The organism is Paenibacillus sp. FSL M7-1414, from assembly GCF_038003195.1.
In the GTDB taxonomy this organism is placed as follows: Bacteria; Bacillota; Bacilli; order Paenibacillales; family Paenibacillaceae; genus Paenibacillus; species Paenibacillus amylolyticus.
In genome coordinates, this window is sequence record NZ_JBBOOS010000001.1 from 4,001,379 (window position 1) to 4,019,933 (window position 18,555).

Here is an 18,555-nt window from a genome sequence, read left to right on the forward strand (position 1 = left end):
CTTTATATGACGTGTTTAGCCGTGCACTGGTTCGCAATCAGGGTTAAGATTCTTGCTTGCGATGCACAACAGGAATAAGCTGGTGTTCGTTTGCAAGTCTGGTATTCGGGAATACGGACTGCGCCTCTTCCAAAAGTGGCTGAAGTTGATCCTCATCCTTATAGCGTGAACTGAAGTGAGTCATGATTAGTTGCCCTACATTGGCTGCTCTAGCCGCTTCTGCCGCTTGCTTAGAAGTACTATGATAGTACTCATGCGCTGTATCGGCCAGATCATGCATGAATGTAGCTTCATGTACAAGTACATCTGCATTGATGGAAAGTGGCTGTACGTTGTCACATGGACGTGTATCACCCAATATGGTGATCACCATACCACGCTTGGGCGCTCCCAATACATCTTCTGGACGAAGCGAATCACCGTTATCCAGCGTAATGGTTTCTCCACGTTTCAGTCGGCCGAACAATGGGCCTGGCTTCAAACCATATTCCGCCAGTTTGGCTGGGTCCAGGCTTCCTGGACGATCTTTTTCGGTAATCCGGTATCCATAACTGTCAATCCGATGCTCAAGCAAAGCAGCTTCCACGATAAAACTGTCATCCTCGAACAGGACACCGCCCGTATGTTCCACGATATTCAGATCATAGTTAACCCGGGATTGGCTCAACTCCATTGTTGTACTGATCATTCGTTCCGTACCTGGCGGACCATATACGGTTAATGGTGTGGTGCCACCTTGATAGGCTCTGCTCGAAAGCAGTCCTGGAAGTCCAAATACATGATCACCATGCAGATGTGTAATGAATATTTTCTCCAATTTGCTCAGTTTAAGCGGAGAACTTAAAATCTGGTGCTGCGTCCCTTCCCCGCAGTCAAACAACCACAAAGCTCTGCGCTCATCCAACATGCGTAGCCCAATGGAAGTTACATTCCGTTGAAGCGTAGGTACACCAGCATTAGTTCCCAGGAAATATAGTTCCATTCTGGATCGCACCTCTTTCTGTTGCCAGCAAAAAACCTCCGACAATGCGGAGGGCTTTGCCTGACACTCTACTGAATTTATGCCTTCTCTACATTAAAATACTTAGCTTGCGGGTGGCTGAATACCATCGCTGATACGGAAGCTTCAGGTTCCATCATGAAACCTTCCGTCAATTCCACACCGATATCCTCAGGCTGTAGTAACTTGAACAGCGGCCCCTGGTCTTCCAGATCCGGACAAGCCGGATATCCAAAAGATACTCTGATCCCTTGATAACGTGCACCGTGACGTTGCTTCATGGTCATCTGGGCAGAATCCGGGAATCCCCATATATCTCTCATCATATGATGCACACGTTCAGCTAATCCCTCTGCTACTTCAAGCGCTACGGATTGCAGAGCATGCGAGCGAAGGTAATCCCCTTGATCTTTCCACGCCGTGGATAGTTCACGCACACCGTGTCCGGCAGTAACTACCATGAAACCAACGTAATCCATCTGACCGGATTCAACAGGTTTCAGGAAGTCGGACAAGCACAGGAACGGCTCGACTTTTTGACGTGGGAACGTAAATGTATGCAAAATATTACTGGTGTCCTTTGGATCATAGATGATGACGCTGTTACCGCTGGACTGAGCCGGGAAGAAACGATACATGGCATGCGCCTGAATAATCCCGTCACGAACAGCCTCTTGCATGATATCATCCACGACTGCTTTCAGGTCGGTAGCCTTCTTATCACCTGAAGCAAGCAGTTGTTCTACTGAACCGCGCAACCCCAGATGATGTCCAAGCAACATCTGCATGTTCACATATGGCAGGATATGTGATAATGGGTAGTTACGCATCGTATGCCGCTCCAGATCAGGCGGGACAAGAACCGGATGATCTACAGCAATATCCGAACGCTCCACTCGCGTAAGCTCTGGAAGAGCCTGAACAGCTACAGCACTTGAAGCATCAGCTTCTTTTTCTGCTTCCATCTCCAGTTGCATCACTTCACGTGAAACGGGATTCATCAATTTGTTCGCCAGATCCAGACCGTCCATCGCATCTTTCGCATATACAACCATTCCGTTATATTCAGGACGAATACGATTTTTGGTGAATTTACGTGTTAGCGCCGCTCCGCCAACCATAATAGGCACATCAATACCTGCTGTTCGCAAATCCTGAGCGGTAAGAATCATCTGCTGTGCTGATTTTACCAATAGACCCGAGAGGCCGATTGCATCGACTTTTTCTTCCCGGTATGCCTCAATGATACGTTCTGGTGGTACTTTTATACCCAAATTAATGATTCGGTAACCGTTATTGGAAAGGATGATCTCAACCAGGTTCTTACCGATGTCATGCACATCGCCCTTGACCGTGGCCAGAATGATCTTACCTTTAACCGAAGTTTCGTTCTTCTCCATGAATTGCTCCAAATATGCTACAGAAGCCTTCATAACCTCTGCACTCTGCAACACCTCAGCTACAATCAACTCATTGTTGTTAAAGAGACGACCTACTTCCTCCATCCCCCGCATTAGTGGACCGTTAATCACTTGAAGTGCTGTGTATTTGGCAAGTGCCTGCTCCAGGTCCGGCAGCAATCCTTCTTTGCTTCCTTCCACAACATATGAAGCGAGACGCTCTTCTAATGAAAGGTTTGAGATTTTTTCCTTCTTCTCAACCTTCTTGTTACGGAACGCCGCTACGAACGCCGCCAGAGTTTCATCATTCGTGTTATATAAAAGCTCTTCGGAGAGTCTGCGTTCTTCTTCAGGAATGGAGGCATAACGCTCCAGTTTCTCTGTGTTCACGATCGCATAGTCAAGACCTGCTTTGGTACATTCATATAAGAATACTGAGTTCAGCACCTCACGGCCCGCTTCAGGCAGTCCGAATGAAATGTTACTGATCCCGAGGATCGTATGACATTCTGGCATCGCTTCCTTAATCACTCTTATACCTTCAATGGTTTCTTTGGCTGAACCGATGTACTGTTCATCTCCCGTACCTACCGGGAACACCAACGTATCGAAAATGAGGTCTTCTGGTTTGAGACCATATTTGTTCACCAGCAGATCGTAAGAGCGCTTGGCTACGTCAAGCTTGTCTTCCCGACTAATCGCCTGACCCCGTTCGTCAATCGTTCCGACAACTACTGCACCACCATATTTATGAAGCAACGGTGTAATCAGCTCAAATTTCTCTTCGCCATCCTCAAGGTTAATGGAGTTAATTATCGCTTTACCTTGTGAGTACTGAAGGGCCAGATCAATTACTGAAGCATCTGTTGTATCGATCATCAGAGGAACCTTCACTTTTTTTACAACCAATTCAAGGAACTTCACCATGTCTTCAGACTCTTCGCGGTCTGGGTCTTGTACACACACATCGACAATGTGCGCTCCATTTTTCACTTGAGCACGTGCAATTTCCGAGGCTTCTTCATATTTGCCTTCTACAATGAGGCGTTTGAATTTCCGTGATCCCAGCACATTTGTACGCTCTCCGACCATATATGGGCGATTGTCCTGTTCGATGTAGATCGGTTCTATACCAGACAATGCCGGTGGATGTGTTCCGTTCATTTCTCTTGGGGGGTACTGGGCAAGTGTATCGCGCATCGCCCGAATATGTGCAGGGGTTGTCCCGCAACATCCACCAGCAATATTCAACCAGCCCTGTTCGGCAAAAGCACCAATCTTCTGAGCAAGCGAGTCTGGTGACTCATGGTAATTACCATTCTCATCCGGAAGACCCGCGTTCGGGTAACAACTAACGGCAACAGATGCCATTCCGGAAAGTGAGCGAATGTGATCACGCATAAACTCCGGACCCGTAGCACAGTTTAGTCCTACCGAAATTGGGTTAAGGTGTTCTAAGGATATATAAAAGGATTCGATGTTCTGACCTGCAAGGGTCGTTCCCATCGGTTCAATCGTTCCTGATATCATCAGGGGCAGTGTAACACCACTCTGTTCGAAGGCCTGCTGAATTCCAATGCTGCCTGCTTTTACATTGAGGGTGTCCTGTGAGGTTTCGAGTAGTAGCGCATCAACGCCTCCCTCTATTAAAGCAAGCGCTTGCTCCAAATAACTGTCGATAAGTTCCTGGAACGTTACGCCCCCAGTTACAGACAGTGTTTTGGTTGTTGGTCCCATCGCACCTACCACATAACGTGGAGATTCAGGTGTAGAGAAACGATCAACCGCAGCTTTCGCAATTCTGGCTGCTTCCAGGTTGATCTCGCGTGCCCGATCCTGAATATCGTACTCAGCAAGCACAACGGATGTGGCACCAAATGTATTGGTTTCAATTAAATCGGCGCCCGCCTCCAGATATTCTTCATGAATGCGCTGGATCAGTTCTGGACGAGTAAGCACTAACATTTCATTACATCCATCCAGATCTTCGCCGCCAAAATCTTCGCCAGTCAGATCAACTTGTTGAATCATGGTCCCCATTGCACCGTCGAGGATTAATATTCGTTGTTTTAATGCATCGTGTAGACTAATCTTATCCAATATCTTCACCCCCGCAAAACGTTAGATCTTAGTTTAACAGAAACTAACTTAATGTGAAAGATCGGGTTTGGTCCCGAAAGATGGCGGGTTTGCACGAATATGAACGGAATTTGAGAATCGACAAAAACAAAGCAATCCGATATAATTCAATTAAACCAAGTGGAAAAGAGGGAAAGAACATGGCTGAAATTGTTATCCGAAATACGAACGAACGCATCACTGGTGACGAAAATGTTCGAAATTTCTTAAACAAATACGAAGTATTATATGAGAAGTGGGACGCTTCCAAACTGAACACTGATCTGCAAAATAACTTTGGATTAACTGATGAACAGAAAACCGAGGTTTTGGAAACTTACGATTATGAAATCAGAGATTTGGCTGCACGTCGCGGATACCAGATCTGGGATGTCATCACGCTGTCCGAACAAACACCAGATATCGAAGAAAAGCTCGCCAAGTTCGAAGAAATTCACACCCACGCTGAAGATGAGATTCGTGCAATTGTTGCTGGTAAAGGAATCTTTGTTATCAAAGCTACAGATGATGTGGGCTACTTTAATGTAGAACTGTCTCCTGGAGACGTCATCTCTGTTCCTGAGAATACACCGCACTTCTTCACTTTAATGGAGAACAAACAAATTATTGCTGTACGTCTGTTCATCGAAAAAGATGGCTGGATTGCAGATCCATACCCTGATCCTACTTTTATCAAACAAGCCTAACACTCTCGTGTTACAACTTGCTTAACCAAAACCCCTGTTCAATTGAACAGGGGTTTTCGCATATGCATATGGAGAGTAGTATACAACATCGGTGCATTATACAAAATAATGCGGGTATTTCGCTCTTATCGATTCCTGTTCAATAACAACTAGTCTAAGATGAGCTTCCATCACCTGAACAGCTTGCTCGGTCTGACGCTCTGTGATAAGACGATAAATCTCTTTGTGCTGGGAGATAATGACCTCCAGGTTGGAGTCCTCCGCTAGACGTAATAAACGCAACCGATTAAACGGAATATTCAGTTGTTGCAACATTCTCCATGTTCTTAGTTTACCCGTGCCCTGGAACAAAATCTGATGAAACTCTTCATCCAGTTCAAATAGACGATAGAAATTGTTTTTCCCTATACAGACTTCCTGCATTGCAATGTTGGTTTCAAGTCGAAATCTGAACTCTTCAGGAAAAGAAACACAAGCCAAAGTCACGATTTCCTTCTCCATCTTCTCCCGCATAAACCTGCCTTCTTCCACATGCTCCAGATTAATATGAGAGACGATCGTTCCACTCTGGGGAATAATGTCCAGCAGTTCTTCTTCAGCAAGCTTCATGAATGCTTCTCGCACGGGTGTTCTGCTCACCTGCAGTTCATCTGCAATCTCTTTCTCTGAAATCTTGGTACCCGGCTTAAGTTCCAGATGAAGAATTCGTTCTTTTAACAGGTTATATGAATATGCCCGGGTCGAGCCTCTAATTTTTTGATTAAGTGACATGCCTAGACCTCTTTCTATCAGCCGTATTCATTCATCTTAGCACAAATTACCGTTCCACTTATATATCGGTGTGAAACGGTAATCTGGCCAACATCAACTATATTATTGCTTGTTTTCTTTGTAGGCTTTGTACGTGTCATTTGCCAGCTTCAGATAATTAGATAATCCTTGGCTATCCAGCTCTTTGGCAAACGCATCGAATTCAGACAAGTCCCGCTCACCCAAGATAAATTTAAGTGTATTTTGATCCGAATAATCTTTCAGTGGTGTACTCAGAAGTGTCACCCGTTCACGGTCCTCTGAAGAGTAAGGAATTGGTGGTTCTGCCGGGATCACTTCCTTGGTATCCTTCATGTCTTGTTGGAATTTCAACTCTTCTTCACTAAACATCGATTGCAGCAGATCTGTCGTACCACCGTAGGCAAATACTCCACCAGAGAAACCAAAGTCAATACGCAGATCCTTCGTGCCTTTAGGATTCAAGCCATTGTAGTTCACATCTTCTACCAATTTACGTTTTCCGCCCTCTTTGGTAAATGTTTCGCCTTCAACGCCCCATTTGGCAAACTCTTGACCCTCATCACTGTAGTATAACCAATCCACAAACTGCATAATGGCTTTGAAGTTTTCGCTTTTTTGAATTTTCCCGGATATCATGACACCGTTTTCAAGTCTTGAGCCAGACATTAACTGCCCTTTTGGCCCACCAGGAACTGTAATCTTCGCAACAGAGTATTTGCCTTCTCCCAGCGTTTTGTTCATATCATTTCGGTGCAGCACCACCGTTTGGGAATTACCGTTAATCATGAATGATTTGCCGGATACAAATTTCTGTACAGCCTGATCATCATCCTGTGTGAAACTTTCTTTGTCCAGCAATCCTTCGGATACTAACTTGTTAAAGTACGTTAGCATCTCTTTGTATTCTGGTGTTGTAGCCGTATATACAAATTCATCCTGATCTTCCTTATACGTCAATCCGTTACCAAAACCCCATCCAGCCTTGGTACCAAAGCCGGTAGCCGCAATACCTAATGTGCTATTAAATTGGAATCGGTCCGAGAACGGAACGGAATCCGGGTACAGCTCTTTGAGTTTCTTTGCAGCGTCATACAGTTCATCCCATGTGGTTGGGATAGCAATGTTATTTTCTTCAAAAACATCTGTTCTTACGATTAATGTATAATCTGGCCATACTTCTTCATGCAGACCCGGGAGTACATAATACTTGCCATCTTCCTGTCGAAGTCCTTCGATTTCTTCTTCCAATCCCCATTTTTCCACTTTATCCTTGAAGTTGGGCATCAAATCAATATAATCACTAACGGGCAGAATCGCACCGGAAGATACAAATGCAGACTCTTCACCAGGGTACGTTTTAGGAATAACCAGTGGTGCATCACCAGAACTGATTAGAAGAGATCTCTTCTGAGAATAGTCACTCATAGGAACAATCGTTGGCTCAAGTGTAACACCAGTCATTTCAGTCATCTTTTCGAAAAGCAACCAGTCTTTTTTGTACGGATAGGTAGGTTGATCACTATACAGTATCGATAGATTAAACGGCTCAGTCGCCTTGAATGTATCCCCTACATTGTACGTCTCCATCGCTGCCTTGGTTTGAACTTCTGTGACGTCACCTCCAGTTCCGGTACCGCTACTACATGCTGCCAGAACAACGGTCATCATTGATGCCAACACCATTTTACCAACAAACTTACGTGGCTTTTGATTCATTTAGGTTATCCCCCTGAATTTGGTTTAGGTTGACCTTGCCTTAAAACTTTTTAATCAATCTCTAAAAAGTTAATCATGTGAATCACTCTAGCTGCTACGTATTACTGTTTAACAGACCCTAACATGATACCGGTTACAAAGTATCTTTGGACAAATGGATAGATGGTGAGTATCGGCAAGATGGTTAGTACCATCGTTACTGACTTAATATTGGCAGCAATCTGTGTCAGGTTATCAGCTGAGGTTGCACCGGCAGATGCCCCGCTTGTCGCTCCTGCAATCATATTGCGCAAATAAATGGTGACCGGGAACAGTTCTTTTTTGTCCAGATACAGAAAGGCTGGGAACCAGGAATTCCAATGACCTACTGCGTAGAACAGCACCATGGTTGCCATAACTGCTTTACTAAGCGGCAATATAATGCGTAACAAGATCCCATATGTGTTCAAACCGTCAATGGAGGCAGCTTCCTCCAGTTCTTCAGGCATATTTTCAAAAAATGACTTCATGATCAGCATGTTGTATATGCTAATTGCGCCAGGAACAACAAGTGCCCACATGGTGTTGTTGAACCCAAGGGAATTAATCAACACATAGTTTGGAATCAATCCACCACTGAAGAACATGGTAAATACGGCGAACATCGTCAGAAACTTGCGACCCATCAACCTCTTTTTGGACAGGGCATAGGCGAAAATAGTCGTCATGAACATGGAGATTAACGTACCTACCACGGTGTAGATAATTGTATTTTTATAATTCGTCCAGAACATGCTGTCACGTGAGATGGTCTTGTATGTCTCCACATTGAATCCTCTTGGGAACAGACTAACCTTGCCTGAATTAATATAGGACTCACTACTGAAGGATTGAGCCACGACATTTAAGAATGGATAAAGCGTTATAAATACCACGAACAGCAGAAAGATGACATTGAATACTTTAAATACCTTGTAAGATCTGGATTCCTGCATGGTGCTCCTCCTTTACCATAAGCTTCTTTGTGTCAGTCTGCGTGAAATGGCATTTACGGAGAACACCAGAATCAGACCGATCAGCGATTCGAACAAGCCAATTGCGGTAGCATAACTGAAGTTACTGGATTCCAGTCCAACCCGATACAGGTAAGTGGAGATCACATCAGATGTCTCGTAGATAAGCGGATTGTACAAGAGTAAGATTTTTTCAAATCCAACAGCCAGGAAATTACCCATGTTCAAAATCAATAACGTCACAATCGTTGGCAAGATCCCTGGTAACGTTACATGAATCGTTTGCTTCCACCGATTGGCACCATCGATACGCGCAGCTTCATACAAAGAATCATCAATGGTTGTCAGTGCAGCCAGATAAAGAATTGCCCCCCAACCCATACCCTGCCATACCTCGGAAGTGATATAGATTGTTCTGAACCACTCAGCCCGCTGCATAAAAGGAATATTGTCTCCGGTGAAGAAAGCCACCAGTCCATTAATGGAACCATTCACTGCTGTCAGCTGCAGGATCATACCCGCAACGATAACGATAGACAGAAAATGAGGCAGATATGACGCGGTCTGTACAAACTTTTTGAATCGTTTACTCTTCACTTCGTTAAGCATCAAGGCAAAAATGATTGGAACCGGGAATGTAAAGAGCAATGCAAGTCCGCCCAACATCAGCGTATTACCGAATACTCTCCAGAAGGTAGGGTCCTCAATGAACATTTTGAAGTATCTTAATCCAACCCACGTTTCTCCAAATATACTTCCCCCGGGAACAAAACGTCTGAATGCAATCACATTACCAATCATCGGTCCATATTTGAAAATAAGGAGATAAATGATGGGAAGGATTAATAGTGAATACAGCTGCCAGTCTTTGCGAAACAAGGTTGCTGCCGTTCGTAATCTGCTCTCTTTACGTAAAGATGTCATGGTTAACGTTGTTTTAGCGGTTTCCGACTCCATGTGTTTTCACTCCGATCCAGGACTTGATAAGTAAGAGTAATTCATGTACAATCTCCATCGTTTCTCCTCTTGTAGAAGACAACAACTCCTTTAACTTCACCCCCACTACCAAATAGATAATTGCTAAATGTAAGCGATATCAATTTGATGTATTATGTAGAATCACACAATCCAATGTGCTTCACATCATTCATTAGCACTTACTAAGTGGTGTGATTTCCAAATCGGAAGAAGATACTCTAAAATATTAAGCGCTTACAATCAGTCGAAAATAATAAGCAATAACTCCCTGCCTCCATTTAATGAAGTAAGTCAAAAAGATATTGCTTTATGACAATCTAAATACTAGTCATACTAGTATGTTAGTTATATTCTAATCCAGCTTCCCTCTAATTTCAATAACTTTTAGCAAAAAAATGGAGATCTCTTTTAACAAGGTAATTTACTCAACAAGCTCAAATAAAAAAACATTGGTAACTTCAAGAACGATATCATCGTTCATTGAAGCTTCCAATGTTTCAGGGTGCTGAGGAAAGATGTTATAACTGATTCCGCTTAGAAATTAGCAATAAGCTGATTTAATTCCGATAAATGTGTTATTTCATGGTCTGGCGCATACGTTTCATTGTTGGTCTTATGCTCACGGTTAATCCATACGGATTGGATGCCAGATGATAAAGCACCACGAATATCAGTCGTTAACTTGTCTCCAACCATCATGCTCTCTTCGGGTTTAACACCCAGTTTACTCAAAGCATGTTCAAATATCGACGGATCTGGTTTTCCTTTTCCGAAGTTACCCGAGATAATAATCTCATCAAAGAAAGGAGTTAATTCAGGTACACCATCCAACTTCTCTTGTTGCAAAGCAGGACAACCGTTTGTTAACAGCAACAGTTTGTACTTTCCTTGTAACTGACGCAAGGTATCCATCGTTTCTTCGTATACATGAGGTCTGGATCTCCGTTCTACTCCAAACTGCGCGGCAAGTTGTTCAGCAAGATCTTCCCGATCTATACCCAACTTCAACAAGCCACGACGCCAGGATTCTTTACGGTAAACTGGAGCAAGTTGTTCCAACTGACGGAACTCAGGTTGATCCCCACCAGTAAAGTTAGCCCAAAGGCCTTCAAACGGATTGATTCCAATCATTTTGGTAAAAGGAAAGGTTTCATATGATTCATACAGTCCACGTGCCTCATTACGAACAGCTTCTTCAAGTTCTTCTGGTTTAACCCCAGACTCTTTCGCTGCGATTAGACAAGTCTCATGAAAAGCTTCTCGAACACTACGCTCATCCCATAATAAAGTATCATCTAGGTCGAACAAAATCGCTTTTAACGCCATTCCGATCATCTACCCCTTTATGCAATAATTACTTTTCGACGGTTTCCACGGTGATCTGGTGTGCTTTAGCAAACTTCAGCAAACGTTCTGCAATCGCATCTGTATCGTAACGGTTCAATAACTTGGTGAACACCCATCTTTTCCCGCGACTGTTATGTTCGATAACAACTGTACCTGGTTCAATTCGGAATTTGACGATATCGTCAACCCCAATTGAACGTTCACGATTACCCTTCGTCGTTATAATCCGATTACTGCTAATCTTGATGTATGGACGACGAAGCATGAAGATGACTGCCAAAAATACGTAAAGCAGCATGGTCACCCAGTCCCAAGTTGTCATTGGAGCTTGCACAAGGAACGTGCTCATAAACAGATACAAAAAGGCGAGACCAATCAAAAATATAGGGAACAAAAGACTGCGTCCCTTAAAGACTTCTTCACCTGGTGTACCTGTGATTGGTTGACCACTTTTTTTGCGTTGCTGATTTAACTGCTTGGAATTTTTCTTAACCGTTCTCTCGAACGAACGCGACATGAGAATCCCCCTTATGTGTCTTTGTATCGGCTTACATAACTGTAAACCAACATTTCCCCCTATAAATTGCACACTCAAAATAACAGGAAGAAACCTAAATATCATAATGATATCATTAGGTTTCGTTAGTGTTTGAGTTTGCCTTGGTGGCCTTTGTCATTCTCATCATCAACAATCTCAATGGTATCCAGTTGTTGTCTGAAATTACTGCGAATATTGCTCAAATAAATCTCTCTTAACTCGGCACGTTCAGCAAGTTCTTCCTCCGACAATCCAGTGGACTTTTGCTTACGAGCCAATTCGTTAATGCGTGCTACCAGACTATCTATATCCAAGCTTGTCCCCTCCAAAAATACAAAGTCATATTAACTTTGCCATTATAAAGGCTGCTTGTCAAGTTGACACGCGCTAACACTCATTGATGTGCATTTTATTCTGCAAATTGAGGTAGAGCTAGTACTTGACCCACTTGGATGGAAGTTGTATGAAGTTGATTCACTTTCTTAATTGCTTCTATATAAATACGTGTATCCATATTCGTCGGTTTATGTTCCAAAGAAATACTCCATAATGTTTCCCCTTGTGAAACAGCTATCTTTCCTCCAGGCAGAACATCATTCTCATTGCCAGCAAAAACAGTTAAAACGGTGCTGCATCCAATAAATATAATCATAGAGGTAATGGCTACCTTTAACATCCATGAAGAAATCTTGAAACGCGCTAAAACCTTCTTGTAGTTCCCTATGTTAGACTTCACCAGTTCCGAATTGATTGGTTCATAAATGCTTTGATAAGTAGAATATCTCATTAAATACCCGCCTCCAAACGTTTGTTCCTATCTGTTGAAATCAATATAACACGAACACTTGTTTTGTTCAATAGATTTTTAGAACAATTGTTCGCTTCTTTTTTAGAAGGAACAATATCTTATTTCAAGTACTTTTGCAAAACATTTGCAGTATTATGCTCTGACTTTTGGACAATTTCTGTTCTATAAGTTAAAAAACACTGATTTAATGCTATTTTATTTAGAACTTATGTTTGTACGAACGGAGGTTCTATGTTATAATTTTCCCAAACGTTACTAAAATGGGGTTGATACGGTATGTCGAAGATATCCAGCAGGCAGCAGGCTATTCTGGAGTTTATACGAAATGAAGTCCGGTTGAAGGGGTATCCTCCTTCCGTACGGGAAATTGGTGAAGCGGTTGGACTGGCTTCCAGCTCAACAGTACATGGACATTTGGATCGTTTGGAGAAAAAAGGTTTGATCCGACGCGACCCTACCAAGCCAAGAGCCATTGAGCTTTTGAGCCAGGAAGAATCTGAGCATTCTCATCAATTTGCTCATAGCGTTGCACGTATTCCTGTTGTTGGTAAGGTTACAGCCGGGGTTCCAATCACTGCAACCGAGAACATTGAAGACTACTTCCCTCTTCCTACACATTATGTAGGCGAACAGAAAGTGTTTATGCTTTCGGTAGTGGGAGATAGTATGGTGGAAGCTGGAATCGTTAATGGAGATTATGTTATTGTCCGCCAACAGCAAACTGCTGATAACGGTGATATCGTCGTTGCAATGACTGAAGACGATGAAGCTACAGTGAAAACGTTCTATAAAGAGAAAGATCATATTCGCCTTCAACCGGAGAATGCGACCTTCGAACCTTTACGTTTGAAACACGTTAGTATTCTGGGTAAAGTCATTGGCCTTTTCCGAGATATTCATTAATATTTAACTTGAGTAACAAAACTAGATGTAATGAAATACGAAAGAGGTTGCCCTGATGAACAGGACAACCTCTTTTTTCATGTTTATGTTATTTTAGCGGCTAATTATTTACTTCGTTTCAAAATACTCTTGTGATGCGAGAACACATCAAAGCTCTGTTGTCCGTGATATGAGCCCATACCGCTCTCTCCTACACCACCAAACGGGAGATAGTGTGAAGTCATATGAGAAAGTGTGTCATTAATACATCCACCACCGAAGGATACCTGATTCAGAACCTGATCCTGCAGTTGCTCATCCTGTGTGAAGAGATATAGTGCCAATGGTTTTGGCCGGCGAACAATCTCATCCAGCATAGGATTCAGGTCACTGTACGTAAATACAGGAAGAATCGGACCGAAGATCTCTTCTTGCATGACAGCTGATTCCCAGTTCACATCACCAATTACCGTCGGCTCAATAAGCAACTGCTCACGTACAGAACGCCCACCAATTAGTGTTTTGCCATCTGTGAGGAATTTCGACAACCGATCAAAATTACGCGCGTTGACAATATGCGGGAAATCAGAGTTCTGTAACACATCATCCCCAAATTTATCTTTGATCTCTGCGCTAATCAGATTGATCAGTTCATCATGAACTTGTTCATGCACAAGCAAGTAATCCGGAGCGACGCATGTTTGCCCTGCATTCAGGAATTTACCACGAACAATACGTTGGGCCACCAGCTTCAGATCTGCATCACTATGGACAATAGCAGGACTCTTACCACCCAACTCAAGAGTTACAGGAGTCAAGTGCTCCGCAGCTGCCTTCATAACAATGCGACCAACACCTGTGCTGCCTGTGAAGAAAATATAATCAAACTTCTCTTTCAACAATGCTGTGCTAGCCTCAACTTCGCCTTCCATAACCGCAATATACTCCTGAGGGAAGATCTCCTGAATCAGATCATACGTCAGACGAGATACGGCTGGTGTTAATTCAGAAGGCTTGATAACTGCACAGTTACCGGCTGCAATTGCTCCAATCAGTGGACCAAAGGCCAGTTGGAAAGGATAGTTCCAAGGTGCAATAATAAGAGCCACTCCGTATGGTTCAGGGTAAATGGTACTCACCCCATCCGGCATAGCCGAATTGGTTGGGACTTGTTTTGGTGCAGCCCATTCCTGCAGGTGTTCTAATGCAAAATCCAGTTCACCCAGAACAATGCGAATCTCGGAACCGTAAGCTTCCGCCTCTGATTTGTTCAAATCTGCCCGAAGTGCATCTTGAATCCGTTGCTGATACTTTTCAATTCCTTTTCTAAGATGTTGAAGCGCATTAATCCGATACTCGATATTTTTCGTTTGTCCTGTATAAAAAAATGTACGTTGTTCTGTCACAAGTTGTTTTGCCTGATCCATATTAACATCTCCAATTAATTATTTAAAATTAAATTGCTCAAAATTTAATTAAAGTATACCTCTTCTATATGAAACTTTCAACATACAAATGAAACATCCATTTGTATTTATTTGAACGATGGTTGGAATTTTGAAAGAGTGAAAGCTAGTATTCCTTTCTATTTCGTGGCTATCAGAATTTCTAAGGAAGTTTGATTTAAATCTTTACTTTCGACAGTTTAATGTACTGTAGAAAGAATTCTATTTTCAGTTTCTTTTTCTAGGTTACTAGATAAATGATGAAAATGATTTTGCGCTATTACTAACATAAAGTGTTAAAGTTCATCAAATAGAGTTCTAATTACAATATATAAAAAAACTCCCCTTTCATTAATAAAAAAGAGTTTTACATGTTTACATTTATCTAAATCGACGAAAGAATGTGTTTTGTTATAAAGGTAAGCCTTGGTTACAGATAAACATAGAATTGTTTTGTGGGCTGATAAAGGATAATTTGGGGGCATTTGTGGGAACTTTGGTTTTTCATTAAGTATGTAGTGACTTGCCCACAAAAATCAAGAACACCCGTTTGATGTGTGATTTTCCTTAGGATATAACCCTTTTTTTCTAAACTGCACCTAAAGACGCTAGCCTGTTCAGGCTCAGTGTTATTTGTCACTTTCATTTACCAGTTAAACTGATTTTACTTCTTTTTGCTCTTGCTACTGCTACTGCTAAATGGATCTTCGTATTCTTTTACACTCAATTTATCTAACGCTTGATCATTTGCTTCTTGTTCACGAATATACTTTCATACAGTTGCTTCATTTAGGCCTACTGTATTTACATAGACGTCTAAAAATTTCAATTAAATTGTTTCTCACTTGATTATAGAGTTCTTTCCGTCTATACTTCGGGGTAAATACAATGTGGTATTCGTACATCCTGGTCATAACCTTTTCAAGAAGACTGTACAAAAAAGACAAGATTAAGCTGCATCCGTTTCCCCGTATTCTACTGGGAACGGTCGTTTAGTTTTTTTTCTAAAATCGGTTTTGGTTGCAAAACAGTATTCGCTCACTTGTTGTTCAACCTCTGCTTTATCTGCAGCCATATTCAAGTATATTTTCTCGTGAGAGAAAAAGGACTCGATACAAGCATTGTCTGGGCAATTTCCACGCCTGGAGTGACTGCCTAATATACCGAACTGTTTCAGTTTACGGTTAAAAGGCTTTGAGGTATATTGAAATCTTGATCCGAGTGCAAGATTACGCCACTCAGATTTACATGTTGACGGAGTCTATCCAGAGTTTCATGAACCAAAGCAAGGTCGTTTCGTTCAGAAAGATGCCACGTTACAATTTCATTATTGTTTAAATTCTGAATAACAGAGAGATACACAATCCGTTCTCCAGCGCGAATATAGGGGATGTCTGTAACCAGCTTAGTTCGTGGTTAACCCGCTTGAATTGGCGCTCTAGCCGATTTGGATTCACTACAGAAGCTTGCTTCCCAAAGCATCGACGCTTTTTTCGAATGACTGAACAGATCTCTAAGAGTTTCATTAATCCATACACCTTTTTGTAATTAACCATCAGACCTTCTCTCCCGAAAGCCACCGCCATTCGAAGGCAGCCAAAGTAGGGATGAACGCGATGAATGGCAAGCAGATGCGATTCCAATTCATGTTCTTTTTATCTACGTTCACTTATCGCCTGTCTACTTATTCTCCACTTATAATAGCCCGAACGGGAAACCGCAGCTAACTTCAAGAGCCAAGTCAGGTCATGGCGCGCTCGCAGGTCCTCTATGATTTGGAATCTGGCAGCTTTACTCGTCACTCCTTGTGTAGATTTGGATACTGCTTTTTAAGTATTCAATCTCCGCCCGCAAATAGGCCATCTCTTCTTACATACTGGAAAACGTTGTTATAGGGCGTCCCTGTTTGGATGTAGCAGGTTCTAGATTCATTCCCTGTTTCGATTTCGCTACCCCTTGTACCAGAGATTTATTTTGAATATCCAAACGTTTCGCCACTTCACGTATACTCATATTTTCCTTGTTGACTAGCCGGACCGCCTCCAATTTAAATTCCAAGGAGTACCGACCGAAAGTTTGTCCTATTTTAGCCATGAAAAATCCCCTTCGTTTGGCAAGATTAAGTCCATCTTAACAGATGTCTTTTTTCTTGTGTACTAAAAGGGGATAATACCAAAGAATAGGCTTTTTACATTTACTTATTTACTCTTTCTTCCTGTAATCATACACATCGTCAGGAAGATTTAGTTGTACACCATTAATGGTTACAATATCGTTACTTTCCCAGATGATAGACGCCTTTTCAACTTTATTTTGGAAATATATAATTTTATTTGGTTTTGAGCCATCATTGTATTGAAGTTCACATAAAATAGCTAACGAAGTTGTTGCTCCTGCATCAGAATTCATCGCCTTAATCGTAAATTTACCATTGGGTGAAACTGATTCTGATATAACTTCCCCTTTTGGAAGTCGTTCTAAGTCATAGTACCAATTCCACAAGGATACAAAAGCAATAGCTACTGCTAACACAAAAAAAATACTTATCCCAAGAACTTTTCTCTTTTTATTTTTCACTGAATCCTTATTCCTCCAATCTCTACTTAAAATAAAATATACCTCAAAAAAATGAGGTATATTCCCATTATATCATTTATTATCGGTATTAAACATACTAATTCCCCATTCAATCATAGCTTGATCTTGGGGGTCGTCAAAATATGTTTTAAACCAAGAAGGGTGTGCTGTTCCTGAATATATCTGATAAGCGCCTGCTACGGATTTTAAAATGCTCGCCGGGAAAAGGTATCGACCTACATAGCCGTAGTGAATATTCCCAATATCCTCACCGGTGATAATCCTACTATTAAACTTATAGCGTTTACTTACTCCATATTTAAGTTTGTAATCCCATGGGCCGCCACTCTTTACCTGAGAAGCAAAGTAAAGACCAGCTCCAGCCAAATCATTTGGATACATATACAACATTCGTAAGCCATTACCTCTCATTTGCTCCTTGAAAATATTCGTGATTTCTTGAATACTTCCCTCGTCAGGATCTGCTTGAGGAGTTATTATGCTACTACTTTCATACATTTGTATATAATTCAAAGTAGCTGTTGCTTCATCTAATATTTTGTTTATATCAAGACCTTCAACATTACCCTTATTTAATGCTTGTTCTACTTGATTATGTTTATTTTGAACATCTTTTAACAACTTATCTGTAAAACGTTCAGAAACTGTGATATTTTGTTCTTTCGACTGTAATTTTTGAGAAGCAGATACAGAATAAGGCGTGAGTAGAAATGATGTTGCGACTGTTCCAATAATTAAACTGGTAATTTTCTTTTGCATTACAAAATTCCTCCTTATTAATCATTTCATGTGTATTATAAATCAATTCATTTGTCGAAGTAAGGGGAATTTTGTATGTTCAACTCATAAATTTCATTTTAAGCTCGTTTATTGGAACATCACTTATATTAAATCTTTCATAAATATAGCTTCTCCTTTCTTCATTAACCAGCCAAATCAATAAATGTTCCTTTAAATCTACTTAATAATACTCTTGGATATGCATGATTCATGCCGAATCGCTGGATGTGTAGTAATCATCCACTTTAAACTCCAACGTAATTCCCACACTCATCTCATAAAAGAACATAAATATGTGTACATATGCTGTATGTCCTAATTTGCAGTTCCTCACTAGGTCCTTCCAATTATATTTTGTTAGATCGCTTAATACGACATTTACTCCAAAGGAACATTGTAAGCGCCCCATAATTGACTTCGTTAATGGTGTACGAAGCTGTTCACTACATCTACA

General features: G+C 41.6%; 18 protein-coding genes and 1 pseudogene. 2 read left to right on the forward strand and 17 right to left on the reverse strand.

Features of this window, described 5'->3' with window-relative positions; genetic code table 11:
* Positions 1–43: 43 nt before the first annotated feature.
* Both rnz and metH read right to left on the reverse strand, forming a co-directional pair.
* Positions 44–982, reverse strand: coding sequence for a ribonuclease Z (gene rnz, locus MHH92_RS17365; protein WP_017688042.1), 939 nt, complete (start codon positions 980–982; stop codon positions 44–46).
* A 77-nt stretch (positions 983–1,059) separates the two neighbouring features.
* Positions 1,060–4,500, reverse strand: a complete 3,441-nt coding sequence (gene metH, locus MHH92_RS17370; RefSeq protein WP_047843397.1) for a methionine synthase — start codon at positions 4,498–4,500, stop codon at positions 1,060–1,062.
* Positions 4,501–4,679: 179 nt separating this feature from the next.
* Between metH and MHH92_RS17375 the strand changes: the two genes are divergently transcribed.
* Entirely contained in the window at positions 4,680–5,225 is a 546-nt protein-coding gene (locus MHH92_RS17375) for a cupin domain-containing protein (protein ID WP_047843398.1), read from the forward strand.
* Positions 5,226–5,321: 96 nt separating this feature from the next.
* Here the strand turns inward: MHH92_RS17375 and MHH92_RS17380 are convergent, their stop codons facing one another.
* The 8 genes from MHH92_RS17380 to MHH92_RS17415 form a co-directional block, all read right to left on the reverse strand.
* A complete protein-coding gene (locus MHH92_RS17380) occupies positions 5,322–5,996 on the reverse strand; it encodes a GntR family transcriptional regulator (protein WP_100527371.1) in 675 nt (224 codons plus the stop codon).
* Between the two features lie 102 nt (positions 5,997–6,098).
* Positions 6,099–7,733, reverse strand: coding sequence for an ABC transporter substrate-binding protein (locus tag MHH92_RS17385; RefSeq protein ID WP_340905226.1), 1,635 nt, complete (start codon positions 7,731–7,733; stop codon positions 6,099–6,101).
* A 101-nt stretch (positions 7,734–7,834) separates the two neighbouring features.
* Positions 7,835–8,707, reverse strand: coding sequence for a carbohydrate ABC transporter permease (locus MHH92_RS17390; RefSeq protein WP_036613592.1), 873 nt, complete (start codon positions 8,705–8,707; stop codon positions 7,835–7,837).
* 12 nt (positions 8,708–8,719) lie between these two features.
* Positions 8,720–9,649, reverse strand: a complete 930-nt coding sequence (locus MHH92_RS17395) for an ABC transporter permease (protein ID WP_339177159.1) — start codon at positions 9,647–9,649, stop codon at positions 8,720–8,722.
* Between the two features lie 588 nt (positions 9,650–10,237).
* Positions 10,238–11,029 (reverse strand): HAD family hydrolase, encoded by a 792-nt coding sequence (locus MHH92_RS17400; protein ID WP_047843400.1) that lies wholly within the window; start codon positions 11,027–11,029, stop codon positions 10,238–10,240.
* Between the two features lie 28 nt (positions 11,030–11,057).
* A complete protein-coding gene (locus tag MHH92_RS17405) occupies positions 11,058–11,567 on the reverse strand; it encodes a hypothetical protein (protein ID WP_017688037.1) in 510 nt (169 codons plus the stop codon).
* A gap of 125 nt (positions 11,568–11,692) precedes the next feature.
* Positions 11,693–11,902: a DUF896 domain-containing protein gene (locus tag MHH92_RS17410; RefSeq protein WP_017688036.1), complete on the reverse strand. Its 210-nt coding sequence runs from the start codon at positions 11,900–11,902 to the stop codon at positions 11,693–11,695.
* 95 nt (positions 11,903–11,997) lie between these two features.
* Positions 11,998–12,375 (reverse strand): LysM peptidoglycan-binding domain-containing protein, encoded by a 378-nt coding sequence (locus tag MHH92_RS17415; RefSeq protein ID WP_036673870.1) that lies wholly within the window; start codon positions 12,373–12,375, stop codon positions 11,998–12,000.
* A 297-nt stretch (positions 12,376–12,672) separates the two neighbouring features.
* Here MHH92_RS17415 and lexA point away from each other — a divergent pair, with 297 nt between their 5' ends.
* Entirely contained in the window at positions 12,673–13,299 is a 627-nt protein-coding gene (lexA, locus tag MHH92_RS17420; protein ID WP_017688034.1) for a transcriptional repressor LexA, read from the forward strand.
* Positions 13,300–13,403: 104 nt separating this feature from the next.
* Here the strand turns inward: lexA and MHH92_RS17425 are convergent, their stop codons facing one another.
* The 7 genes and pseudogenes from MHH92_RS17425 to MHH92_RS17445 all read right to left on the reverse strand — a co-directional run bounded on the left by MHH92_RS17425 (position 13,404) and on the right by MHH92_RS17445 (position 18,080).
* Complete coding sequence (locus tag MHH92_RS17425; RefSeq protein WP_340905235.1) at positions 13,404–14,705, reverse strand: aldehyde dehydrogenase; 1,302 nt, start codon at positions 14,703–14,705, stop codon at positions 13,404–13,406.
* Between the two features lie 682 nt (positions 14,706–15,387).
* Positions 15,388–15,534, reverse strand: a pseudogene (locus tag MHH92_RS30610) (IS200/IS605 family transposase); the annotation flags it as partial.
* Positions 15,509–15,637: a transposase gene (locus MHH92_RS30615; RefSeq protein ID WP_445744710.1), complete on the reverse strand. Its 129-nt coding sequence runs from the start codon at positions 15,635–15,637 to the stop codon at positions 15,509–15,511. The gene MHH92_RS30615 and the pseudogene MHH92_RS30610, both read right to left, overlap by 26 nt.
* A gap of 420 nt (positions 15,638–16,057) precedes the next feature.
* Positions 16,058–16,366, reverse strand: coding sequence for an IS3 family transposase (locus MHH92_RS30620; RefSeq protein WP_436263332.1), 309 nt, complete (start codon positions 16,364–16,366; stop codon positions 16,058–16,060).
* A gap of 226 nt (positions 16,367–16,592) precedes the next feature.
* Positions 16,593–16,817, reverse strand: a complete 225-nt coding sequence (locus tag MHH92_RS30625; protein WP_436263333.1) for a transposase — start codon at positions 16,815–16,817, stop codon at positions 16,593–16,595.
* A 108-nt stretch (positions 16,818–16,925) separates the two neighbouring features.
* Positions 16,926–17,300, reverse strand: a complete 375-nt coding sequence (locus MHH92_RS17440; RefSeq protein WP_253509148.1) for a DUF5412 family protein — start codon at positions 17,298–17,300, stop codon at positions 16,926–16,928.
* 72 nt (positions 17,301–17,372) lie between these two features.
* Positions 17,373–18,080 (reverse strand): polymorphic toxin type 44 domain-containing protein, encoded by a 708-nt coding sequence (locus MHH92_RS17445; RefSeq protein ID WP_253509149.1) that lies wholly within the window; start codon positions 18,078–18,080, stop codon positions 17,373–17,375.
* Positions 18,081–18,555 lie beyond the last annotated feature (475 nt).